This is a genomic window from Leucobacter triazinivorans (assembly GCF_004208635.1).
GTDB lineage: Bacteria > Actinomycetota > Actinomycetes > Actinomycetales > Microbacteriaceae > Leucobacter > Leucobacter triazinivorans.
Window position 1 is genome coordinate 1,560,001 of record NZ_CP035806.1, and the last position, 22,599, is coordinate 1,582,599.

At 69.8% G+C, this 22,599-nt stretch carries 20 protein-coding genes; 17 read left to right on the forward strand and 3 right to left on the reverse strand.

Translation table 11 applies throughout. From position 1 onward, the window contains the following. Positions 1–121: 121 nt before the first annotated feature. The gene (locus tag EVS81_RS07115; RefSeq protein ID WP_130109763.1) at positions 122–1,336 is read right to left on the reverse strand and encodes an NADP-dependent isocitrate dehydrogenase; all 1,215 of its coding nucleotides are present in this window, start codon (positions 1,334–1,336) and stop codon (positions 122–124) included. 237 nt (positions 1,337–1,573) lie between these two features. Next, a complete protein-coding gene (nagB, locus tag EVS81_RS07120) occupies positions 1,574–2,359 on the reverse strand; it encodes a glucosamine-6-phosphate deaminase (RefSeq protein WP_130109764.1) in 786 nt (261 codons plus the stop codon). A gap of 344 nt (positions 2,360–2,703) precedes the next feature. Between nagB and EVS81_RS07125 the strand changes: the two genes are divergently transcribed. The 10 genes from EVS81_RS07125 (at position 2,704) to EVS81_RS07175 (ending at position 13,328) form a co-directional block, all read left to right on the forward strand. Then, entirely contained in the window at positions 2,704–3,771 is a 1,068-nt protein-coding gene (locus EVS81_RS07125) for an ABC transporter ATP-binding protein (RefSeq protein ID WP_130109765.1), read from the forward strand. Between the two features lie 383 nt (positions 3,772–4,154). Next, positions 4,155–5,336 (forward strand): ROK family protein, encoded by a 1,182-nt coding sequence (locus EVS81_RS07135; RefSeq protein ID WP_130109766.1) that lies wholly within the window; start codon positions 4,155–4,157, stop codon positions 5,334–5,336. Positions 5,337–5,434: 98 nt separating this feature from the next. Then, positions 5,435–6,766, forward strand: coding sequence for an extracellular solute-binding protein (locus tag EVS81_RS07140; protein ID WP_130109767.1), 1,332 nt, complete (start codon positions 5,435–5,437; stop codon positions 6,764–6,766). A 162-nt stretch (positions 6,767–6,928) separates the two neighbouring features. After that, positions 6,929–7,912 (forward strand): carbohydrate ABC transporter permease, encoded by a 984-nt coding sequence (locus EVS81_RS07145; protein ID WP_130109768.1) that lies wholly within the window; start codon positions 6,929–6,931, stop codon positions 7,910–7,912. Continuing rightward, positions 7,909–8,808: a carbohydrate ABC transporter permease gene (locus EVS81_RS07150; protein ID WP_130109769.1), complete on the forward strand. Its 900-nt coding sequence runs from the start codon at positions 7,909–7,911 to the stop codon at positions 8,806–8,808. The genes EVS81_RS07145 and EVS81_RS07150 overlap by 4 nt, the downstream gene beginning before the upstream one ends. Continuing rightward, on the forward strand, positions 8,805–10,424 hold the full coding sequence (locus tag EVS81_RS07155) for a glycoside hydrolase family 3 protein (protein WP_130109770.1): 1,620 nt from the start codon (positions 8,805–8,807) through the stop codon (positions 10,422–10,424). Before EVS81_RS07150 ends, EVS81_RS07155 begins: the two co-directional genes overlap by 4 nt. Continuing rightward, complete coding sequence (locus EVS81_RS07160; protein WP_240740024.1) at positions 10,421–11,401, forward strand: ROK family protein; 981 nt, start codon at positions 10,421–10,423, stop codon at positions 11,399–11,401. The genes EVS81_RS07155 and EVS81_RS07160 overlap by 4 nt, the downstream gene beginning before the upstream one ends. A gap of 224 nt (positions 11,402–11,625) precedes the next feature. Continuing rightward, entirely contained in the window at positions 11,626–12,078 is a 453-nt protein-coding gene (locus EVS81_RS07165; protein WP_130109771.1) for a GNAT family N-acetyltransferase, read from the forward strand. A 2-nt stretch (positions 12,079–12,080) separates the two neighbouring features. Next, on the forward strand, positions 12,081–13,004 hold the full coding sequence (gene rarD / locus EVS81_RS07170; RefSeq protein ID WP_130109772.1) for an EamA family transporter RarD: 924 nt from the start codon (positions 12,081–12,083) through the stop codon (positions 13,002–13,004). A 9-nt stretch (positions 13,005–13,013) separates the two neighbouring features. Then, positions 13,014–13,328 (forward strand): metal-sensitive transcriptional regulator, encoded by a 315-nt coding sequence (locus tag EVS81_RS07175; RefSeq protein ID WP_240740025.1) that lies wholly within the window; start codon positions 13,014–13,016, stop codon positions 13,326–13,328. A gap of 79 nt (positions 13,329–13,407) precedes the next feature. Here the strand turns inward: EVS81_RS07175 and EVS81_RS07180 are convergent, their stop codons facing one another. After that, the gene (locus EVS81_RS07180) at positions 13,408–14,667 is read right to left on the reverse strand and encodes a hypothetical protein (protein ID WP_130109773.1); all 1,260 of its coding nucleotides are present in this window, start codon (positions 14,665–14,667) and stop codon (positions 13,408–13,410) included. A 187-nt stretch (positions 14,668–14,854) separates the two neighbouring features. Here EVS81_RS07180 and EVS81_RS07185 point away from each other — a divergent pair, with 187 nt between their 5' ends. The 7 genes from EVS81_RS07185 (at position 14,855) to EVS81_RS07215 (ending at position 22,545) form a co-directional block, all read left to right on the forward strand. Beyond that, positions 14,855–16,282, forward strand: coding sequence for a sugar transferase (locus EVS81_RS07185; RefSeq protein ID WP_130109774.1), 1,428 nt, complete (start codon positions 14,855–14,857; stop codon positions 16,280–16,282). 1 nt (position 16,283) lies between these two features. After that, positions 16,284–17,267: a glycosyltransferase gene (locus EVS81_RS07190; protein WP_130109775.1), complete on the forward strand. Its 984-nt coding sequence runs from the start codon at positions 16,284–16,286 to the stop codon at positions 17,265–17,267. Continuing rightward, complete coding sequence (locus EVS81_RS07195; protein ID WP_130109776.1) at positions 17,264–18,235, forward strand: glycosyltransferase; 972 nt, start codon at positions 17,264–17,266, stop codon at positions 18,233–18,235. The genes EVS81_RS07190 and EVS81_RS07195 overlap by 4 nt, the downstream gene beginning before the upstream one ends. Positions 18,236–18,239: 4 nt before the next feature. After that, positions 18,240–19,574: a UDP-glucose dehydrogenase family protein gene (locus EVS81_RS07200; RefSeq protein WP_130109777.1), complete on the forward strand. Its 1,335-nt coding sequence runs from the start codon at positions 18,240–18,242 to the stop codon at positions 19,572–19,574. A gap of 11 nt (positions 19,575–19,585) precedes the next feature. Then, positions 19,586–20,455 (forward strand): ABC transporter permease, encoded by an 870-nt coding sequence (locus tag EVS81_RS07205; protein WP_130109778.1) that lies wholly within the window; start codon positions 19,586–19,588, stop codon positions 20,453–20,455. After that, a complete protein-coding gene (locus tag EVS81_RS07210; protein WP_130109779.1) occupies positions 20,439–21,194 on the forward strand; it encodes an ABC transporter ATP-binding protein in 756 nt (251 codons plus the stop codon). The genes EVS81_RS07205 and EVS81_RS07210 overlap by 17 nt, the downstream gene beginning before the upstream one ends. A gap of 91 nt (positions 21,195–21,285) precedes the next feature. After that, on the forward strand, positions 21,286–22,545 hold the full coding sequence (locus EVS81_RS07215; RefSeq protein ID WP_165384204.1) for a CDP-glycerol glycerophosphotransferase family protein: 1,260 nt from the start codon (positions 21,286–21,288) through the stop codon (positions 22,543–22,545). Positions 22,546–22,599: the final 54 nt, after the last annotated feature.

Below are 22,599 nucleotides of genomic sequence, written 5' to 3' on the forward strand. Positions count from 1 at the left end.
GCGGCGGTGCCGCAGCACCACCGCCCTGGATCCTGCGACTACGCGCAGGATGACGTAGCGACTCGGCCGGCTCGCGCAGTGGCGCGACCAGCGACTCGCGCAAGACGCTGACGCGTCTTGCCTACGCCAAACGCTGCTGCAGGTTCTCGTCGATCGTCGCGAGGAACTCCTCGGTGGTCTGGTAGGCCTGATCCGGGCCGACCAGCAGCGCGAGGTCCTTCGTCATCTTGCCCGACTCGACGGACTTGATGACGACGTCCTCGAGCGTCAGCGCGAAGTCGATGAGCTCCTGGTTGCCATCGAGCTTGCCGCGGTGCGCCAGGCCTCGCGTCCAGGCGAAGATCGAGGCGATCGGGTTGGTCGACGTGGGCTTGCCCTGCTGGTGCTGGCGGTAGTGGCGGGTCACGGTGCCGTGCGCGGCCTCGGCCTCGACGACCTTGCCGTCGGGCGTCGCGAGCACCGAGGTCATGAGACCGAGCGAGCCGAAGCCCTGCGCCACGGTGTCGGACTGCACGTCGCCATCGTAGTTCTTGCAGGCCCAGACGTAGCCGCCCTCCCACTTCATGGCCGAGGCGACCATGTCGTCGATGAGACGGTGCTCGTAGGTGAGCCCGGCGGCCTCGAACTGCTCCTTGAACTCGGTGTCGTAGATGTCCTGGAAGATGTCCTTGAAGCGGCCGTCGTAGGCCTTGAGGATCGTGTTCTTCGTGGAGAGGTACACCGGGTAGTTGCGCGAGAGGCCGTAGTTCAGCGAGGCGCGCGCGAAGTCGCGGATCGAGGCGTCGAGGTTGTACTGCACCTGCGCGATCCCGTCGCTCGGCGACTGGAACACCTCGAACTTCTGCGGCTCGCCGCCGTCCTTCGGCGTGAACTCGACCGTCAGGGTGCCCTCGCCCTGGAAACGGAAATCGGTGGCGCGGTACTGGTCGCCGAAGGCGTGGCGGCCGATGATGATCGGCTTGTTCCAGCCGGGCACGAGGCGGGGGATGTTGGAGATGATGATCGGCTCGCGGAAGATGACGCCGCCGAGGATGTTGCGGATCGTGCCGTTCGGGGAGCGCCACATCTTCTTGAGGCCGAACTCCTCGACGCGGGCCTCGTCGGGGGTGATGGTGGCGCACTTGACGCCGACGCCGTGCTTCTTGATGGCGTTCGCCGCGTCGACGGTCACCTGGTCGTCGGTCGCATCGCGGTGCTCGATGCCGAGATCGTAGTATTCGAGCGTCACGTCAAGATACGGGTGGATGAGACGGTCCTTGATGAACTGCCAGATGATGCGGGTCATCTCGTCGCCGTCGAGTTCGACGACCGTGCCTTCAACCTTGATCTTCGCCAACGCTTCTCCCAGTGTCGTGATGTGTGAGCTCGGGGGCGCGCAGCACGATGGACGCCGCGCGCTGCTTCCGCGGGTGCGCGGCGGTGATGCCGCTCCCGGTGCAGAGCCCGAATAGGGCCGCCAGACAGTCTAGCCGAGAAAACGAAGTGTCTCGACATCGAGATATTTGTCCCCGCGCTGCCGCGGATCGGAGCATCGGATCCCCCGGGTCCCGGCGCGATCCACGCACCGCCCCGATCAGGCCGAGATCTTGACCCGCGGCCGGTGCTCCTGCACGTGCTCGTAGTAGGCGGTGAGGCGCAATCCGGAGGCCGCCGCTCGGTCGATCACGACCGTGGCACGGCGATGCAGCTGCAGCGCGCTCGCCGGGCACATGGCGGCGAGCGGGCCCTCGATCATCGCCGCCACCGCCTCGGCCTTCTCCTCGCCCTGCGCCACGAGCAGCAGCTCGCGCGCATCGAGGATGGTGCCGAGCCCCTGGGTGACGCAGTGGATCGGCACCTCGTCGGCCGAGGCGAAGAAACGCGCGTTGTCCGCTCGAGTGCGGGGCGCGAGCGTCTTGACGCGGGTGCGCGAGGCGAACGACGACGACGGCTCGTTGAAACCGATGTGGCCGTTGGCCCCGATGCCCAGTAGCTGCAGGTCGATGCCGCCGGCTTCGACGATGCTGCGCTCGTAGTCCGCGCAGGCGGCCTCGAGGTCGGCGGCGACGCCGTCGGGCACGTGGACGCGCTCGGGATCGAGGCCGAGCGGCTTGGTGACCGTGCGCCGGATCACGGACCGGTAGCTCTCGCTGTGGCCGGGGTCCAGGCCGACGTACTCGTCGAGCGCGAAGGCGCTGACGCCGCCGAGATCGAGGCTGCCGCTGCGCACGCGCTCGGCCAGCGCAGCGTAGCTGCCGAGCGGCGAGGATCCCGTCGCGACGCCGAGCACCGCGCCCGGTCGGGTGCGCACGACGTCGGCGATCCTCTCGGCCGCGTGCTCGGCGACGGCGGCTGCATCGGAAACGATGACGACGTCCACAGAACCTCCTGGTGTATCGGTGCTGCGGGAAGGCGCGGCAGTGCGGTGCAGACCGGCTCCAGATAAGCAGCCCGCCGCGGGGCTGTCAACCGCGGGCCCGGGGCGGGCGGGGGCGGCCGAGGCGGGCGGGGCGAGCGGGGGCGGCCGAGTGCGGCCGAGTGCAGGGCGCGGGGCGGCCGGGGCGGGCGGGGCGCGGGGCGCGGCGACGCGCGATGCCTCCCGTGATGATGCGGGCCCCGGCAGGGGTGCTAGCCTGAGCACGCCCAACGACGGGCACCGGCGGCCGGGCAGGCCGCCGTCTCTACAACGGATCGTCCGGCACGTACCTGCCGGTGGAGGAAATCATGGCAACTGTCACGTTCGAACACGTCTCCCGCGTCTACCCGGGCACCGAACGGCCCTCGGTCGACGGACTCGATCTCGAGATCGGCGACGGCGAGTTCCTGGTGCTCGTCGGCCCGTCCGGCTGCGGCAAGTCCACAACGCTGCGCATGCTCGCCGGCCTCGAGGAGGTCGACGGGGGCCGCGTGCTGATCGGCGATCGCGACGTCACCGACACGCCCCCGAAGGATCGCGACATCGCGATGGTGTTCCAGAACTACGCCCTCTATCCGCACATGACCGTGGCCGAGAACATGGGCTTCGCGCTCAAGATCGCAGGAGCCTCCAAGGAGGAGCGCTCGGCGCGGGTGCTCGAGGCCGCGAAGATGCTGGATCTCGAGCAGTATCTCGACCGCAAGCCGAAGGCGCTCTCCGGCGGGCAGCGGCAGCGCGTCGCGATGGGCCGCGCCATCGTGCGGCAGCCGCAGGTCTTCCTGATGGACGAGCCGCTCTCGAATCTCGACGCGAAGCTGCGGGTGCAGACGCGCACCCAGATCGCCTCGCTGCAGCGCCGGCTCGGCGTCACCACCGTCTACGTGACTCACGACCAGACCGAGGCGCTGACCATGGGCGATCGCATCGCGGTGCTCAAGGACGGCGTGCTGCAGCAGGTCGGCACTCCCCGTGAGCTGTACGAGACCCCCGAGAACGTGTTCGTCGCGGGGTTCATCGGCTCGCCGGCGATGAACCTGCTCGCCTCGTCGGTCTCGGAGGCCGGCATCGTGTTCGGCTCGGCATCGGTGCCCACGTCCGCGCGCCCGCACGCGCCGGCCGTTACGGTGGGCGTGCGGCCGGAAGACCTCGTGCTCGTGGGCGCGGGGGATCCCGGGCTCTCGGTAGTGGTCGACCTCGTCGAAGAACTCGGAGCCGACGGCTACCTCTACGGGCACACCACCGAGGGGGCGCGCATCGATCTCGTGGCGCGGGTCGACGGCCGCGTGCACCCCACCCCCGGCGAGACGGTCACGCTCGCCCCGGTCGCCGAACGACTGCACCTGTTCGACGCCGAGAGCGGCGCTCGACTGGCCTGAGCCCGGCGCGCGCAGGGCGGGCGCCCCTTCGAAGGGGCGCGCAACCCCGGACGAGCGCGCAACCCTGGGGAACGTCCAACCCCAAGTGGGAGTCGCGATCTGTCGCTTCGCGGCCGGGATAGCGGCAGAATGCGACTCCCGCTTGGGTCGGGACGGCGCGGCGCGGCGCGGGGCGGCGCGGCGCGGGACGGGACGGGACGGCGCGGGGCGGGACGGGACGGGACGGCGCGGCGCGGCGCGGCGCGGGGCGGGACGAGACGGCGCGGCGCGGGCGGGGCCACGCCGAGCGCGCGGCGCTGCGGAGGATCACGGTTCGATCACGACGCGCCGATCCGGCATCCCCGCACTTGCGCATATTTAGTTCGTTAGCTTTACTAACTCACATGACGGTCGCACTGCCGCGTCCCGAGGAACTCTCCGGACCGCTCCCACCCGCCCCGACGGCGTTCGCCTCCCGCGCACCGCGCCGGGGCCACAAGGCCACGCCCGGCGACGCGAAACTGCACAATCGCACGCTCGTGCTGCAGACGCTCTACGTCTCGGGCCCCATGAGCCGCGCCGATCTCGCCCGCGCGACCGGACTCACCAAGGTCACCGTCTCGGTGCTCGTCGCCGAGCTGCTCGCCGAGCTGCTGCTGCGCGAGCTCGGCCAGCAGGAAGCGCAGCGCCCGGGGAAGCCGGCGATCCTCGTCGACCTCGCGCGCGACGCGTTCGCGGTCGTGGCCCTCGATCTCAGCGATCACCTCCGCGTGCGCGGCGCACTGCTCGACCTCGACGGCCGCATCCTCACGAGGGCCGACGTGCCGCGCGACGGCGCGACCGGCGACGCCGTGACCGAGCTGGCGCTCGAGCTGACACGCGGGCTGCAATCGCGCGCCGAGGTGCCGATCCTCGGCATCGGGATCGGCACTCCCGGCGTCGTGGACGACTCCGGCACGGTGCGCACGGCGCCCAACCTCGGCTGGACCGACCTCCCGCTGGCGCGCATGTTCGAGGAGCGCACCGGGATCCGCACCGTGGTCGAGAACGACGCCAACGTCGCGGCGCTCGCCGAGTACAGCTTCGGCGACTCGAGCGACAACTTCATCCTGATCGCGATCGGCCAGGGCGTCGGCTCGGGGCTCATCATCTCCGGGCAGCCCGTGCAGGGCTACCGCTTCGCCTCCGGCGAGATCGGCCAGGTGATGGTCGGCACCGACCTCGGGCTCGCTGCCCCCTACTCCCGGGAGCAGGTGCTCGAGCACTGGCTGTCGGTTCCGTCGTTGACTCGGGAGCTCGACTCGCGGCCCCGCGAGCGCGAGCAGGTGCTGCGCGAGGCCGGCCAGCGCCTCGGCATCGCGCTCGCCCCGGTGATCGGCGTGCTCAACCTGGCCGAAGTGGTGCTGGCGGGTCCCGTCGACCTGGTCGATGGGACTCTGGCCGACGCCGCACTCGAGATCCTGCGCCGGCGCACGATGCCCGACTCCCACGACGACCTCGTGCTGCGGACGAGCCGCCAGGGCGAGGACCTCATCCTGCGGGGCGCCACCGCCATCGTGCTCAAGGACCGCCTCGGAGTCACCTGAGCCCGCTCCAACTCCATACCGACCCGCGTTCGGGCCCCACCGCAACGCACCCACGCATCGCGCGACACCCGCGCGAGACGCATCGAAAGGAAGACACCATGAAGAGGAAGTTCACCGGCCTCGCTGCTGCGGCCGCGGCCTCGGCACTGCTGTTCGCCGGCTGTGCGCAGAGCACCCCCTCCGAAGACGGAGGCGGGGGCGATGCGGGCGAATCCATCACGCTCTGGCTGATCGGCGGCGACACCCCCGACGAGCTGCGCGACTACCTCACGACCGAGTTCGCCGAGCAGACCGGGGCCACTCTCGAGATCGAGGAGCAGACCTGGGGCGACATCATCACGAACCTCACGACGAAGCTCCCCGATCCGAACAACACACCGGACGTCACGGAGATCGGCAACACCCAGTCGCCGACCTTCACGAACGCGGGCGCCTTCCTCGACATCAGCGACATGTACGAGGAGCTGGGCGGCGACCAGCTGCTGCAGTCGTTCGTCGACGTCGGTGCGGTCGACGGGGCGAACTACACCCTCCCCTACTACTTCGGCTCGCGCTACGTCTTCGCGCGCAGCGACGTGTTTGCCGAAGCGGGCGTGGAGCAGCCGCAGACCCTCGACGAGTTCAACGCGGCCGTGCAGAAGATCGCCCAGGAGAACCCGCGCGGCATCGAGAACTTCTCGGGCTTCTGGCTGGGCGGTCAGGACTGGCGCAACGGCATCTCCTGGATCTTCGCGAACGGCGGCGACATCGCTCAGTACCGCGACGGCGAGTGGGTCGCCACGCTCGACTCCCCCGAGTCGCTCACGGGTCTGCAGCAGCTGCAGGATCTCTACCGCAACGCGTCGATGGCCCCGAACGACGCCAAGGACGAGTCGATCTGGACGTACATCAACGACTCCGATACCCGGGACGACGCCGAGACCACGCTCGGCGCGGCGAGCATCCTCGCGCCGGGCTGGGCGCACTGGTCGATCGGGGATCTGGTCGAGGGCGAGGACGGCGAGCCCGTGCGCGAGTGGAACGACGACACCTTCGCGGCCTATCCCCTGCCCGGCAACGACGGGGAGCCGGCTCCGGTCTTCGCGGGCGGGTCGAACATCGGCATTTCGGCGCAGACCCAGCACCCCGAGCTCTCCAAGGAGCTGATGCGCATCATCTTCTCCGAGGAGTACCAGACGCTGCTCGGCGAGAACGGGCTCGGCCCGGCGAACTCCGAGTACACGTCATCGCTCGGCGACGATCAGTTCGCCACCGCGCTGATCGACTCGGCCTCCAATTCGAAGCTCACCCCGGCCGCACCCGGCTGGGCGGCGATCGAGGCCAAGAACGTCATGGAGGAGTTCTTCGCGCAGATCCGCGACGCCGAGGATCTCGAACAGCTGGCGAAGGACACGAACGCCGAGCTCGACGCCCTGCTCAACCAGCAATAGTCCCGCCGCTCCGCCGGTTGAGCAAGCGGAGCGAGTCGAAACCCGCAGGTGCAGTCGGGTTTCGACTCCGCGGCTCCGCCGCTCCGCTCAACCGGCGGCACCACCCGCGGCTCCGGGATCCCGCCCCCGCCCCACCGCAGCACCCCAGCAGAAAGGCTCCCGATGAGCACCGCCCCCGCCGCGCCGCCGGCACCGCCGCTGCCGACGGCGCCGGCCCCCGCGGCCCCGCTCGCACAGCCGCCGCACCCCCGGCGACGGCGACGGCTGCGCATCACCCCCTACGCGCTCCTGCTGCCGGCGACGCTCATCGTGCTGCTGGCGCTCGGATATCCGATCGTCTGGCAGCTCGTCACCTCGATGCAGCACTTCGGTCTCGCGCAGCAGTTCGGCCAGCCGCCGGAGTGGATCTGGTTCGAGAACTACATCGAGCTGTTCGGATCCAGTACCACGTGGCTGGTGGTCGCCCGTTCCGTGGCGTTCTGCCTCGTCACCGCAGCGGTGACGATGGTGGTGGGCGTCGGTTTCGCACTGCTCATGCAGGCGGTCGGGGCCGCGATCCGCGTGATCCTCCAGATCTCGCTGCTGCTCGCCTGGGCCACCCCGGTGGTCGCCGCGATGACCATCTGGAACTGGATGTTCGATTGGAATCGCGGCCTCGTGAACTGGACTCTCTCGGGCCTCGGTCTCCCCTTCGGCGGCTTCAACTGGCTGCAGCACCCGCTGACCTTCTTCTTCGTCGCCCTCGTGATCGTCGTCTGGATGAGCGTTCCCTTCGTCGCGTTCTCGGTCTACGCCGGGCTCACGCAGGTGCCGGGCGAGGTGCTCGAGGCGGCGCAGATGGACGGAGCGGGCCCGTGGCAGCGCTTCCGGCTGATCATCCTGCCGATCGTCAAGCCCGTGCTCGGGATCGTGATGCTGCTGCAGATCATCTGGGATCTGCGCGTCTTCACCCAGATCAAGCTGCTGCAGGATCGCGGCTCCATCGCCAGCCAGACCGATGTGCTCGGCACCTACATCTACCAGCTCGGCGTCGGCTCGAGTGATTTCGCGATGGCGAGTGCGATGTCGATATTCGTGCTGCTGCTCACGATCGCGCTGAGCTGGGCCTACGTGCGCAACCTGCTGAAGGAGGATGAACAGCGATGAGCCGTTCGGACACTGCGAGCACGACCGCTCCCCTCTCCCTGGTGCGCCAACGCGGGCGCGCGCGGCCCGGGCGCGCAACGCGATCACTGCTCGGCGCGCTCGGCGTCGTGCTCGCCCTGGTCTGGGTGTTCCCGGTCTACTGGATGGTGAACTCCTCCCTGCTGCCGACGGTGGTGCTCGAGCGCCGCACGCCGACGCTGCTGCCGTTCGGCGGCTCGTTCGCGAACTTCGAGGCGGTGTTCTCCGACGGCAGCTTCCTGCGCGCCCTCGGAATGAGCCTGAGCATCGCGCTCATCACGGTGCTCGTGTGCATCGTGTTCGCGTTCTTCGCCGCGCTCGCGCTCAGCCGCTTCCGCTTCAGAGGGCGCCGCAGCTTCGTGCTGGCGGTGCTCTTCATCCAGATGCTGCCCGCCGAGGGCATGTTCATCGCGCAGTACAAGCTCATGGGGTCGATCGGGCTGCTGAACACCGTCGTCGGAGTGAGCATCGTCTACATCGCCGCCGTCGTGCCCTTCACGATCTGGATGCTGCGCGGCTTCGTCGCCGGCGTGCCCGCCGACCTGGAGGAGGCCGCCATGGTCGACGGACTCAGCCGCACCCAGGCCTTCATGCGCATCACGTTCCCGCTGCTCGCCCCGGGGCTCATCGCGAGCGGGGTCTACGCCTTCCTGCAGGCGTGGAACGAGTTCACCGTGGCCCTCGTGCTGCTCGACGCCGACGGTCAGACGCTGCCGCTGTGGCTGCGCGGGTTCATCCAGCAGTCGGCGAACCGCGCGATCGACTGGGGCCAGGTGATGGCGGCGTCGACGCTGGTGGCGATCCCCGTGATCGTGTTCTTCGTGTTCGTGCAGGGACGCATGACGAGCGGCATGGTGAGCGGAGCGGTGAAGGGATGAGCGCACGCGATCTGGCGCGCGATGCGCGCGCGACGCTCATGCCGGGCTTCGTCGGCTGCAGCGCGCCCGGCTGGCTGCTCGAAGCGCTGCGCGACGGCCTGCTGGCGGTCTGCGTGTACGGCGGCAACGTGCGGGATCGTGCGCAGTTGGCGCGGCTCGGCTCCGAGCTGCGCGCAGCGGCGCCGCACGCGCTCGTGGCGATCGATGAGGAGGGCGGCGAGGTCACCCGGCTGCACTACCTCGAGGGCGCCCCGTACCCCGGGGCCGCAGTGCTGGGCCGGATCGACGATCCCGCGTACACGGAGGAGATCGGAGCCCGCGTGGGGCGCGACATCCTGGCCTGCGGCTTCGACCTCGCGCTGGCTCCCGACGCCGACGTCAACAGCGATCCGCGCAATCCCGTGATCGGCACCCGCAGCTTCGGCGCCGATCCCGAGCTCGCCGCGCGGCACGTCGCCGCGTGGGTGCGCGGGCTGCAGGGCACCGGGGCCATCGCGTGCCCCAAGCACTTTCCCGGGCACGGAGCCACGACACAGGATTCGCACCTCGCGCTGCCGGTGGTCGACGCCTCGCCCGAGCTGCTCGCGCGCCGCGACCTGCCGCCGTTCCGCGCCGCCGTGCGCGCCGGGGCGCACGCGGTGATGACCTCGCACATCCTGCTGCCGCAGGTCGATGCGACCGGGCCGGCCACCTTCAGCCGCCCCCTCCTGCAGGGCATGCTGCGCGAGCAGCTCGGCTTCGACGGGGCGATCGTCTCCGACGCGCTCGACATGCGCGGCGCGTGCGACCGGATCGGCATCCCCGAGGCCGCGGTGCGCGCGCTCGCGGCCGGTTGCGATCTGCTGTGCCTCGGCACCGATACCGCTCCCGAGCTCCTGCGCGACATCGAGGAGCATGTGATCGCCGCGGTGCACGCGGGCCGGATCGCGGCGGATCGCGTGCACGAAGCGGCCGACCGCGTGCGCGCGCTCGCGTCGCGGAGCGGCCTGCACGGATCGCGCCGCGACGCCGCAGCCGCCGCAGCCGCCGCAGCCGCCGCGGACACCACCGCGGACACCACCGCAGACACCGCCGCAGCCGCCCCGACCACGGGCGGCGCCGGCGCGACGCCGCGCACGGCGCCCGCAGCGCTCCCCTCGGCGGCCGAGGTGGCGCGCGTACTCGCCAGTTTCGACGGCGTCGACGCCGCGCGCGCCTGGCTGCGCGCCCACCCGCACGCGTGCGTGGTGCGCGTCGAGACGGGGAGCAACCTGGCCGTCGGCGCCGCGCCGTGGGGCCCGTTCGCCGCCGCCGCACGGCCGCTCGCGCACCAGCGCGCGGCGGCTGCCGCCTTCGCCCGTCGGCCCCAGCACACGGTGAACGAGCAGAGCGCCGTGCCCTGGCCCGTGCCGCCGGGTCGCGACGCCCTCGTGATCGGCAGGGATCTGCACCGGCACGAGTTCGCGCGCGACGGCATCGACGCGCTGCGGGGATCGGGCCGGGAGACGTTGACGGTCGACATGGGCTGGCCGGGCGCCGGGCCGGAGACATCGCGCTATGCAGACCTCGCCAGCTACGGCTCCTCGGCGCTCGCCGGCGCCGCGCTGCTCGCCCTGATCGAGGAGGGACGCGGATGAGCCTCCCGTTGCACATCGGCATGGACATCGGCGGCTCCAAGACCGAGGCCGTCGCCCTCGACGACACGGGCGCCATCGTGGCGAGCACCCGCCTGCCCTCGGCGCAGGGGCCCGCGGGCGTGCTGCGCACCGCCGAGCAGGTCGTCGAGGATCTGGCCCGCCGCACCGATCGCGGAGTCGACGAGTTCGTCTCGGTGGGCGTCGGCATCCCGGGGCAGGTCGACCGGGATCGCGGCGAGGTGCGCGGCGCATACAACCTCGGGATCGATCTGCTCCCCCTGCGCGAGCGGCTGCGCGAGCGCACCGGCCTGCCCGTCGGCATCGAGAACGACGTGACGGCCGCGGCGGTGGGCGCCGCGCATCTCATGGGCCTCTCGGGCACCGTCGCCTACCTGAACCTGGGAACCGGCCTCGCCGCCGGGTACGTGGTCGATGGGCGCCCGCTGCGCGGCGCGCACGGGGTCGCCGGGGAGATCGGTCATCTGCCCGTGGATCCGCTCGCGCGGCCCTGCCCGTGCGGGCAGCTGGGCTGCCTCGAGACCGTGGCCAGCGGATCGGCCCTGCGGTCCTCCTGGCCGGCGGGCGGCGCGCACCCGGGGCACACGCTTCTCGCGGCCGTCGACTCCGGAGACGAGGAGGCCCGCGCGGCGTTCGACCATCTGGTGCGAGGCGCCGCGGCCAGCGTGCGCCTCCTCGTGCTCGCCCTCGATCCCGACACGGTGGTGATCGGGGGCGGTCTGCGCCTGCTCGGCCCGCGCCTCTTCGACGGGCTGCGCGCCACGCTCGACCGCTGGTCGACGGATTCGCCGTTTCTGGCCCGGCTCGAGCTGAGCCCCCGCGTGCAGGTGCTGCCCGAGGACTCGAGCGCCGCCGCGGTGGGCGCCGCGTTGGCGGTCGCGGGCGACGACCCCGCGGGGGCGTTCGGTGCGTCGAGCGGGGTCGGCAGGTCGGCGAAGCGCCCAGCCTGCCGCGCATAAGAGGTGCCGCAGCCTGCCGCGGGGACGGGATCCGGGGAGATCCGGGGACGGCAGGCTGCGCACCGGTTTCGGGAATGCCCCCAGCGTAGGCGGCGCGGATCCCGCACCGACACGTTTTACGCAACCTCTACTCAGTCCGTCCGGCCGCGCCCGCTGCTCCCCGCGCGCGTCCCTGCGCCCAGACGTTCCTTTGCCCGCCCGCCTTCAGGCGCTAGCCTGGTGACATGAGCGCTCTGAGACTCGAAGAACTTTCCGCCGCCACCATCGTCGCCGTGAACGCACTCGGCCTGAAGCCCGGCCAGGAGCAGTTCATCACCCCGGTCTCCTACGCCGCCGCCGCGGCCGTGATCCGGCCCCACACCGCCTGGCAGCGCGTCGTGCTCGACGACGACCGCGTGATCGGCTTCATCCACGGCAACTTCGACCCCGAGGCGCCGCAGGAGGAGTTCCGCGCGGCCCTGTGGCGCATCAACGTCGACGCCGACGCGCAGGGCAAGGGCGTCGGCACGTTCGCCGTGAACGCCCTCATCGAGGAGGCGCGCCAGCGCGGCGTGGGCCGCCTCACCGTGCTCTGGGAGCGCGGCGAGGAGGGGCCGGAGGAGTTCTTCCTCCACATCGGCTTCACACCGATCGGCGAGTCGCCGTACGGTGAGGTCATCGGCGCGATCGACCTCTGAGATTGGCCCGGCCGCTCAGCCCCGGGGCGAGCGGTCTCCTCGCCTCCGTCGGATCGTCGCTCGCCTTCGGAGGCGTCTACTTCATCACGCCCATGCTGGCCCCCGCCTCGGCGGAGTCGATCTGGGCGATCCGCAACCTCATCACCCTCCCGATCATCGCCCTCGCCCTGATCGCGATGCGCCAGTGGTTCGCAGTCGCCGAGATCGCCCGACGCGTGCGGCGCAGGCCGCTCCTGCTGCTCGGCATTCTGGTCTGCGGGGTGCTGGTCGCGGCGCAGCTGTGGGTGTTCAGCTGGGCGCCGCTGCACGGCCGGGGGCTGCAGGTCGCTCTCGGGTACTTCCTGCTGCCTCTCGTGCTGGTGGTCGTGGGGCGGCTCCTCTATCGGGATCGCCTGGTCTGGTGGCAGTGGCTGGCCGCTGGGATCGCCGCGCTCGGAGTGGTCTTCGAGCTCGTGCGCGTGGGCGGAGTCTCGTGGGAGACGCTGCTGGTGGCGCTGGGATACCCGGCCTACTTCGTGCTGCGGCGAGCGCTCGGCACCGGGCATCTCGGCGGCATGCTCTGGGAGTTCCTGGTGCTCGTACCGGTCGCGGTCGCGCTGCTCGTGTTCGAGCTCGGATCCGGATCGGCGCTGACGGCCAACCCTGCGCTGTGGTGGCTGGGCCCCGTCTTCGCGCTGTGGTCCGGCGTCGCTCTGGTCCTCTATCTGGCGGCCTCGCGGCTGCTCACGATGAGCCTGTTCGGGTTGCTGAGCTATCTCGAGCCCGCGCTGCTGATGGTCGCCTCGCTGATCAACGGCGAGCGCATCGGCACGGAGGAGCTCGTCATCTACGGTGCGATCTGGGTGGCGGTGCTCGTGCTGGTGGCCGGCGGGGTCGCCGGACTGCTGCGGGATCGCCGGTCCGGAGCTGCCCGCGATCCCGTGTAAGGTGCTGCCATGAGCGAAGCGACGGGGGCGGGCGGAGAGCAGCACGCGCACGGCTACATCGGCCACAAGGACGAGCTGCTGAAGCGGCTGCGGCGCGCCGAGGGCCAGGTGCGCGGCGTGCATCGCATGGTCGAGAACGACGAGTACTGCATCGACATCCTCACCCAGGTCTCCGCGGCGACGAAGGCGCTGGAGCGTGTGGCGCTCGCGCTGCTCGACGATCACCTGCGGCACTGCGTGGCGTCGGCCGCGGCCGACGGCGGCGAGGTCGCTGCAGAGAAGCTGCACGAGGCGTCAGCGGCGATCGCCCGACTCGTGCGCTGATCACCCGCGCCGGTCCCGAGCGAACGGGGCCCCGCGCCGCCTCCGCGGCACGCACGGCCGCCGCACCCCGCACGGGCGGTTAGGTCTCGGGCGTCTCGGGCGTCTCGGGGGGCGCTTCCTGGCTCCCGTTCTGCGCTTGCTCCTCGGCTCGACGCGCCTCTTCCTCCGCGATCCGGCGCGCTTCCTCGTCGGCGGCGATTCTCGCGTTCTCCTCCGCGATCCGGCGCGCTTCCTCCTCCGCCGCCCAGCGCGCCTCCTGCTCGGCGATCAGGCGAGCCTCCTCCTCCGCCTCCTCGATAAGCTTCTGCTCGTCGAGCACGGTCGCGGCGAACCCGGCGAAGGCCGCGAGACGCTCGAGCACGACGACGGTTCGAAGGGCGGGATCGGCCTCGATCCGCGTCTCGCCCGCACCATCGGCAGCGCCTGCCTCGTCGAGCACGAGGCTGCCGTCGCTCTGTCGCACGAACTCCTCCGCCTTCGCCGCGGCCTCTGCCTGTGCGGCTGCGGCGACCATGCGCGCACGCGCCTCGATCTGCTCGGACGTCTCTTCGGCGATCGCCTCGGCCCGCGCCGGCAGGCGTTCGCCCACGTCGGTCACGGTGTCGAATGCGCGCGCCGCGTGCGCACCGAGGGCGTCCAGTTCTTCGGTCAGCTCGGCATGCCGTTCTTCGACCGACACGAGAGACTCGCGCACCTCTTCGAGCCGCTGCTTCGTCTCGGCGATGATCTCTCGGGTCACGACCTGCTCCGACGTCACCTCTTCAGGAAGGTCCGTCTCGATGCCTGCGAGCGCGCCCGCCACCGCCGGCGAGACGACGAACCAGGTGCTGGGCGCCGTCGCGGGATCCTCTTCGATCGCCTGCTCCACCGCGGCAACGTGCTGCGACTCCGCGTTCAGCGGCGTCTTCGGCAGCTGCCCGGCGAGCTGCGCCGCTGCCTCCTGCAGCAGGCCTGCGTCGTCTGCCCCGAAGACCGCAGGGTCGGCTGCCAACGATTCGAGCCGCTCCACCAGCTGCCCGGCTTCCACCTGCTGCCGATTGAGCAGCACCTCCGACGACGCGACGCTCTCGTTCATCTCGGCGACGGCGGTCTGCAAGCCCGAGAGCTCGGCGATGGTGTCGTCGTAGCGATCGACGTCGAGCGCGTACGTGACCTGCGGCGCGGCGATCCCGGTGGCGATGAGCACGACTGCGATCACGCCGAAGAGCCACATGAGAAAACTCGAGGTCCGGAATCGGGAGCGCTTCTGCGGCGGCAGGAAGTCGGAGCGCGGAATCACCGCAGGGGAAACTGCGGGAACGGGCCGCTGCGCAGCGGGCGTGTCGGTGTCTTCAGTCATGGTTTCGGAGCCCCACTCGAGGTGAATGCAAGGTAAATTGTAATCGGGCCGCCCGACTTCTCCGCGCTCGCGACTCGGTCACTCTATGCCGCATGAATAGTTTTCTCTGTGCAAGGTACTAGAATTTCTCATACTCGTACCCAATTCGTGCATTTGCAGACATATTCTACGTCCAGGGGAGAAGCGCTTGGCCGCTCAGCAACCAGCTTGGCAGAAGCGCTATTCCCGCAAGCTCTCCTGGACCGACTTCGCGGTCATCGTGATCTCGGTGTTCGCCGGCCAGGCCGTCAGCCTGCTGCGTCTCGCGCCGGCCGGTGAAATGCTCCCCTCGACGACGAACCGCCTCGTGTTCTCGGCGCTGCTCGCAGCGGGCTGGCTCATCGCCCTCGCCGTCTACGATTCTCGCAATCCCGCGGTCTTCGGCACCGGGCCCGAGGAGTACAAGCGCGTGCTCAACTCCACGATCGTCACGTTCGGCATCGCAGCGCTGCTCATGCTGCTGTTCGATCCGGCTGAGATCAGGCGCTACTCCGTCTACGTCACGCTCCCCCTCGGCCTCTTCCTGCTGGTTCTCGGCCGCTGGGCCTGGCGCAAGCGGCTGCACCGGCAGCGCCGCCTCAAGAAGAACACGTATCGCACCATCATCGCCGGCGATCGCGAGCATGCAGAATCGCTCGTGAAGCAGCTGCACTCCAACACGCTCGCCGGCTTCGAGCTCGTGGGCGCCGCCTCCAACACCGGGGTCGGATCCGACCTCGTGGAGGGCGTGCCGATCGTCGCCGGCTACGACCGCTTGCTGTCCGCGATCGAAGAGCTCGACGCAGACACGCTCATCGTCGCCGGGGGCGCGGCGCTCCCACCGCAGCGCATCCGGTCCATCGGGTGGGAACTCGAGGGCCGGCATGTCGATCTCATCGTGGCGTCGTCGCTCACCGATATCGCCGGGCCCCGCATCCACGTCCGCCCGGTAGCCGGGCTCCCGCTGATCCACGTCGAGTCCCCCGAGTTCACCGGGTGGCGATACTACGCGAAGCGGGTCTTCGACCTGGTCAGCACGGTCGTCGTCCTCCCTCTGGCTCTTCTGATCGTCGCGGTGCTCGCCGTCGTCATCAAGATCGACAGCCCGGGGCCGGTGTTCTTCCGTCAGATGCGCATGGGGTTGAACGGTCGACCGTTCAACATGTTCAAGCTGCGCTCGATGCGCGAGGACGCCGACGATGCGCTCCCCGGACTGCTCGACCGTTCCGAGGGCAACGGCGTGCTGTTCAAGATCAGGGCCGATCCCCGCGTGACTCGCGTCGGCCAGTTCATGCGGCGCCACAGTCTCGACGAGCTGCCCCAGCTCTTCAACGTGCTGCGCGGCGAGATGTCGCTCGTCGGCCCCCGCCCGCCGCTGCCGCGCGAGGCGTCGCAGTACGATGACCGGGTGAGTCGCCGCCTGCTCGTGCGCCCCGGCATCAGCGGGCTGTGGCAGGTGAGCGGGCGCAGCGATCTCTCCTGGGAGGAGAGCGTGCGGCTCGATCTCTTCTACGTCGAGAACTGGTCCCTCACCGGGGATCTGCTCATACTCTGGCGCACACTGCGTACCGTGCTGAACCCCGAGGGAGCCTACTGAGATGCCCGACCAACGCGCCGCCGCACCGGCCCCCGCCCTGTTCGCCGACGGGCGCAAGCGGATCCTTCTCGTCGCTTCTACCGGCGGACACCTGAGCCAGTTGGTGCGACTCGCGCAGCGCGAGAACGTTGCTGCGGATTCCGTCTGGGTGACCTTCGACTCGCCGCAGAGCCGATCGCTGCTCGCCGGCAAGCCCACCCTCTGGGTCGACTACGTCGCGCCGCGCGATGCGGGCGCCACGCTGCGCGCATACCGCAGGATCGCCGCCGCGCTCGACCCCGCTGATTTCGACGGCGTGCTGTCGACGGGGGCCGCGGTCGGCGCGGCGGGCCTTGCCTGGGCGAAGCGGCACGGGATCCCGGGCCACTACGTCGAGAGCGTCTCTCGTACGGACGGCCCCTCACTCACCGGCCGGATCGTTCGCGGCCTGCGTCTGGGCCGCACGTACACCCAGCACCCGGAGTGGGCCAGCCGGCAGTGGCAGCCCGTCGAGTCCGTGCTCGGCGAGTTCCGGCGAGAGACCACGGAGCCGAGGCCTGATTCCGCAGACCCGCTGAAGATCCTCGTCACGCTCGGCACGATCCGCCCGTACCGCTTCGATCGGCTGGTCGATCGCGTCGTCGATGTCTCTCTTCCGGGCGACGAGATCATCTGGCAACTCGGAGAGACGCACCGGGAAGACCTGCCGGGGACCGCGCACCGCATGCTCGAGGCCGACGAGCTGCTCGAGGCAGCGCTGGCAGCCGATGTCGTGGTGACGCACTCCGGCGTCGGCACGGTGCTGCAGATGCTCGACCACGGGGTCTCGCCCATCGTGGTGCCCCGCCACAAGGAGTGGCAGGAGCACGTCGATGATCACCAGCTGCAGATCTGGCGGCTGCTGTCACGCTCCGGCATCGGGCACCCCGTCGAAGTGCCCGAGCTGACCCGCGAGGTGCTGACCCGAGCAGCCGCGTCGCGCACCGTGGGGCACGGCGCCGCATGAGTGGTGTGTTCATCAGCTGGACCCGCGCGAACGGACGCACGGCCGAGCTGGCACGAGAGCTCGATCTGCAGCCGTGCTTCACCTACGCCCCGAGCCGTTTCGGCCTGCTCGGCAGATATGTCAAGCAGTTCCTCTCCACGAGAGCCCTCATGCGGCGGCTCGCCCCGCGACGGGTGATGCTCATGCTCCCGCCCGCCCCCGCGCTGCTCGCTCTGCCGCGGCCGCGCTCCGGCGAGTCGCGTCTCGTGGCCGACCTGCACACCGGCTTCTTTCTCGACCCCAAGTGGCGCTGGGCCTCGCGATTCGCACTGGGCATGCTGCGGCGCCGCGGCGCCGTCGCCGCAGTGACGAACGACGCCCTGCGCGCGACATGCGAGCGGGCCGGTGTCGAAGCGGTGGTGCTGCACGATCTGATCGTGGAGCGGGATCCGGCGCCGTCGCACGGCTACGTGATATGCCCGCTGAGCTACGCGAACGACGAGCCCCTCACGGAGCTTCTCGAGGCCGCACGGCTCACCCCGGAGGTCAGGTGGGTGCTCACCGGCGCACCGCCGCAGGCGCTGCGGCAGCGCGCTCCCGCGAACATCTCGTTCACCGGCTTTGTCGAGGCCGACGAGTTCGACCGCCTCGTGCGCGAGAGCACCGGGGTCATCGCGCTCACCACGCGCCCCCACACCATGCAGCGAGCGGGATATGAAGCGTTCAACGCCGGAGTGCCTCAACTGACCTCTGATTTCCCGGAGCTGCGCGCGTTCTACGGCGACTCCGCGTGCTACACCTCAGCGGCTCCCGACGCCATCGCGCAGGGCGCCCGCGAGCTGTTGGCACGACACGGCGAACTCGCGCGACGGCTCCTGGAGCTGAGGCCTCAGCGCGTCTCGGAGCAGGCCGCGGCGCTCGAACAGCTGCGCCGCGCGCTCGATCCCTCGCACTCCGCATCCCCGCTCCCCGCACAGAGAGAAGCCTGAAACCGTGCGACTGTCAGTAATCGGGTGCGGATACCTCGGCACCGTGCATGCCGCTGCGATGGCGAGCCTGGGCCACGATGTCGTCGGCATCGACCACGATCTCACGCGCGTACACGAGCTCACCGCGGGACGCGCGCCCTTCTTCGAGCCCGGACTGCAGCAGTTGCTCACGGACACGCTCACGACCGGCCGCCTGCGATTCTCGAACGACATCGCCGACGCGGCTTCGGCGCGACTGCACTTCCTGTGCGTCGGCACTCCCTCGGCGGCGGACGGCGCCTCTGCCGAGCTGGGCTTCCTGCGCACGGCGGTCTCCTCGCTGCTTCCCCTGCTCAAGCCCGGCGACTTCGTGGTCGGCAAATCCACGGTGCCCGTCGGCACCGCATCCGATCTGGCCGCGCAGATCTCGGCGGCGGGGGCCACCCTCGCATGGAACCCCGAGTTCTTGCGCGAGGGGCACGCGATCGCCGACACGCTGCACCCCGATCGCATCGTCGTGGGCGTCGAGGACACCGTGGGAGGCGTCCTGGCCGCCGAGGCCCTGCACGACATCTATGCGCCCTGCATCGCGGAGGGCGCTCCGATCATCGTGACCGATCTCGCCACCGCAGAGCTCGCCAAGGGTGCGGCGAACGCCTTCCTCGCCACCAAGATCTCCTTCATGAACATGATGGCCGACATCGCCGATGCAGCGGGAGCCGATGTCACCGGCCTCGCTCAGATCCTCGGTCACGATCCGCGCATCGGATCGCGCTACCTCGGCGCCGGCATCGGCTACGGCGGCGGGTGCCTGCCGAAGGACCTGCGCGCCTTCGTGGCCCGCGCAGGTGAGCTGGGCGCCGATGCCGAGATGCTGCGCCAGGTGAACCTGGTCAACGCGCGACGACGCACCGCGGCGGCGCAGCGGCTCGTGGAACTGCTCGACGGCGCGGTCGAGGGGCGGAGAGTGGCGGTGCTCGGCGCCGCCTTCAAACCCGATTCAGACGACGTGCGCGACTCACCCGCGCTCGATATCGCATCGCAGCTCGGCTCCCTCGGAGCACGGGTGGTCGTCACCGACCCCTCGGCGATCGAGAACGCTCGGGCGAAGGCCCCCCGCCTCGAGTACACGGCGAGCTGGACGGAGGCGCTCCGCGGCGCCGATGCGGTCCTGCTCGCGACCGACTGGAGCGAGTACAAGCGCATCGACCCGGCTCGAGCCGCCGCTCTGGTGGCGCGGCCGCTCATCGTCGACGGACGCAACTGCCTCGACTGGGAGGCGTGGATCGCCGCGGGGTGGCAGTACACCGGCATCGGGGTGCGCGGCCCCTTCGCAACCGCTCATGGGCAATTCGAGTAAAATAAATAGTCGTGTCCCAGTCAACGCCCACGTCGGCAATCAGATACGTCACCCCCGGCGCCAGCCGGTGGCTGTTCGACGTCTTCAGGTACCGGCATCTGCTGAGCCTGCTGCTCAAGAAGGGCACCACGACCCGCTACTACGGCTCGGTGCTGGGCTGGACCTGGTCGTACGTGCGCCCGGCGGCGCAGTTCTTCATGTACTACTTCATGATCGGCCAGGTGCTCGGCATGCAACGGAGCGTCGAGCTGTTTCCCATCTATCTCTTCTCGGGGATCGTGCTGCTCAACTTCTTCGGCGAGGCGACGCGGGCCGCCACGAACTCCATCACCGGCAACGCCGCCCTGGTCAAGAAGATCTACCTGCCGCGCGAGCTCTTTCCCGTCGCCGCGGTGGGGTCGGCATTCATCCACTTCATCCCGCAGGTGATCCTGCTGTTCGTGGTCTGCCTGTTCTTCGGGTGGCACTTCACCTGGCTCGGGCTGCTCTACTTCGCCGTTGCGCTCATCATCCTCCTCGTGTTCACCCTGGGCCTCGGCCTGTTCTTCGGCTCGATCAACGTCGCGTATCGCGACGCGAAGAACATCATCGATGTCGCCCTCATGTTCGCCGTGTGGATGTCACCGGTGCTGTACTCGCACGCCATGATCCGTGATGTGCTGCCCGCCTGGCTGTACAACCTCTATCTCGTGAACCCGGTGACCGTCAGCGTCGAGCTGTTCCACAGCGCGTTCTACCGGCCGATCGTTCCGAATGGCGTTCCCGTGCCCGACTACATGTTCACGAACACGCTCGCGGGCCTCGGCATCGCGATCGGCACCCTGCTCATCGGTCAGGTCGTGTTTCGCAAACTGGAGGGCGATTTTGCGCAAGACCTTTGAGCCGCGGCCGGCCGACCCGGTGATCATTTTCGACAACGTGCAGAAGACCTTCAACCTGAGGCACGCGCGCTCGCTGAAGCAGACGGTGCTGGCAGCGGTGCGGCGCAGGGACCGCTTCGAGGCGTTCAACGCGCTCGACCACGTCACATTCGCGGTCGCCCCCGGGGAGTCGGTCGCGGTGCTCGGCCGCAACGGCTCGGGCAAGTCGACCACCCTCAAGTTGCTCTCGGGGGTGCTCCGGCCAACCTCGGGCAACATCTACACGATGGGTCGCGTCGCCGGCTTGCTCGAGGTGGGCGCCGGGTTTCACCCCGACCTCACCGGCCGCGAGAACGTGTACCTCAACGCCGCGATCCTGGGCATGACCAAGGCCGAGACCGAGGCCCGCTTCGACGACATCGTTGCGTTCTCGGAGATCGGCAACTTCATCGACACCGAGGTGAAGCGGTACTCCTCGGGCATGCACGCACGGCTCGGCTTCTCGGTCGCGGTGCACGCCGAGCACGACATCCTGCTCGTCGACGAGGTGCTCTCGGTGGGCGACGCAGAGTTTCGCGAGAAGTGCCATGCGAAGATGCGCGAGCTGCAGGCCGCGGGCAACACCATGTTCATCGTGAGTCACAGTGCCGAACAGGTGCGCAAGCTCTGCCAACGCGGCATCGTGCTGGATCGCGGCGTCATGGTTTTCGACGGCCCGATCGACGACGCCATTGCGGCGATGCAGCAGAAGCGGCGCTAGTACGGTGGCCGCGGCAGGACGAAGGAATCGCCGAGCGAGACGGGGCAGCATGCGGGCCCGGCTGTCTCGGGGCAGGGTTCTTCGACGGCTGATGTCGCGGGTGCTGCGCGATGCCCGCGGGGTGCTCACGACGATCGTGCTCACCACGACGAGCCCGCGCGCCGATCGTGTCGCGATCGCCACGCTCAACGCAGACGAGGAGAACGCGACCGTCATCGCCGTGCAGCTCGCCCAGCGCGAGCCCGGCGTCTCGATCGACTTTCTCTCCCCCGATCCCGACTTGGCCCGCCGCGCGGTCGCCGAGGCTGCGCGCTGCCTCGACGCCCCGGTGCCGAGCCGCATCTCGTATGCGCAGGATCGCTACACGAACCTGCTGCGTGCTTTCACTGTCAGCGCGCGCACGTTCACGACGCACGTGGTGCTGCCGGGCGTCGACCGCAGCGGCAGGCGAGTGCACACCCACCTCACGCACGGCAGCGGTCCGAAGCCCGATACCACCTTCCGCGGGCCGACGACGGTGCTCGCGTCGATTACCGATGCCTGGGTGCCCGCGCAGCTGCGCGAGTACCGACTGCCACCGACCACACGCGTGGTGCGCGAGATGCCCCGCCTCGAGGTGATGCGCCGCGCCGCGGGTGACCGTACGGTGCTCGCCCGCATGGGGCTCGATTCGGATCACCCCGTCGTCGTGTGGGCGCCGACGTACCGGGCCATCGAGCGCGCCGGCGGCGAGATCCGCGTGAGCGGCACCCGCTTCACCGCCGGTCATCCTGCGGCAGCGGAGCACCCCCACAGTCACCCTGCGGGAGCGGAGCGAGTCGCAGGATCCACCCCCCTCCGCACCATCGACGACCTCCGAGCGACCGCCGAGACCAACGGATGGACGTGCATCGCGAAGCCCCACCCCCGCGACGCCGACGATCTGCGGGGTCTCGGCCTCCCCGTATTCACGAACGACGACCTGCGCCGCTGCGGCGTGACCGCGTACGAGCTGTTCGGCGCGGCCGACCTGCTCATCACCGACTACTCGAGCGTGTTTACCGAGCGCGCGGAGCTCGGGCTTCCCTTCGCACTCTGGTGCCCCGATCTCGACGAGTTCGCGTCGAGCTACCGGGGACTCCGGGAGCCGCTGTTCACCGCGATGTATGGCCCCGCGCGATCTCACACAACACGAAGCATCTTGAACGAGGTCTTGAGTGTTTCTGCGCGATCTTCTCTCAACAGCGAAGACTTCTCCCGGCGATCTCCGCCATCTGGTTTTCCGGCCACGTCCGAGCATGCGACACGTTATACAAGATCAACCACCCATTGGCCAGGCCGCGTCACACTCGACAAGCAAGCCGCCCAATAGCCGACTCACAGTACCGCATTGTCCAACCTTTCCACTGACTGCTCCTTGAGACAG

What these genes read in the sequence shown, in the direction of transcription:
- EVS81_RS07190 (WP_130109775.1), top strand. Translation starts at nt 16,284, where the DNA reads ATGCCCGACCAACGCGCCGCCGCACCGGCCCCCGCCCTGTTCGCCGAC.
- EVS81_RS07155 (WP_130109770.1), top strand. Translation starts at nt 8,805, where the DNA reads ATGAGCGCACGCGATCTGGCGCGCGATGCGCGCGCGACGCTCATGCCG.
- EVS81_RS07175 (WP_240740025.1), top strand. Translation starts at nt 13,014, where the DNA reads ATGAGCGAAGCGACGGGGGCGGGCGGAGAGCAGCACGCGCACGGCTAC.
- EVS81_RS07140 (WP_130109767.1), top strand. Translation starts at nt 5,435, where the DNA reads ATGAAGAGGAAGTTCACCGGCCTCGCTGCTGCGGCCGCGGCCTCGGCA.
- EVS81_RS07135 (WP_130109766.1), top strand. Translation starts at nt 4,155, where the DNA reads ATGACGGTCGCACTGCCGCGTCCCGAGGAACTCTCCGGACCGCTCCCA.
- EVS81_RS07165 (WP_130109771.1), top strand. Translation starts at nt 11,626, where the DNA reads ATGAGCGCTCTGAGACTCGAAGAACTTTCCGCCGCCACCATCGTCGCC.
- EVS81_RS07160 (WP_240740024.1), top strand. Translation starts at nt 10,421, where the DNA reads ATGAGCCTCCCGTTGCACATCGGCATGGACATCGGCGGCTCCAAGACC.
- EVS81_RS07180 (WP_130109773.1), bottom strand. Translation starts at nt 14,667, where the DNA reads ATGACTGAAGACACCGACACGCCCGCTGCGCAGCGGCCCGTTCCCGCA.
- EVS81_RS07125 (WP_130109765.1), top strand. Translation starts at nt 2,704, where the DNA reads ATGGCAACTGTCACGTTCGAACACGTCTCCCGCGTCTACCCGGGCACC.
- EVS81_RS07215 (WP_165384204.1), top strand. Translation starts at nt 21,286, where the DNA reads ATGTCGCGGGTGCTGCGCGATGCCCGCGGGGTGCTCACGACGATCGTG.
- EVS81_RS07145 (WP_130109768.1), top strand. Translation starts at nt 6,929, where the DNA reads ATGAGCACCGCCCCCGCCGCGCCGCCGGCACCGCCGCTGCCGACGGCG.
- EVS81_RS07150 (WP_130109769.1), top strand. Translation starts at nt 7,909, where the DNA reads ATGAGCCGTTCGGACACTGCGAGCACGACCGCTCCCCTCTCCCTGGTG.
- EVS81_RS07195 (WP_130109776.1), top strand. Translation starts at nt 17,264, where the DNA reads ATGAGTGGTGTGTTCATCAGCTGGACCCGCGCGAACGGACGCACGGCC.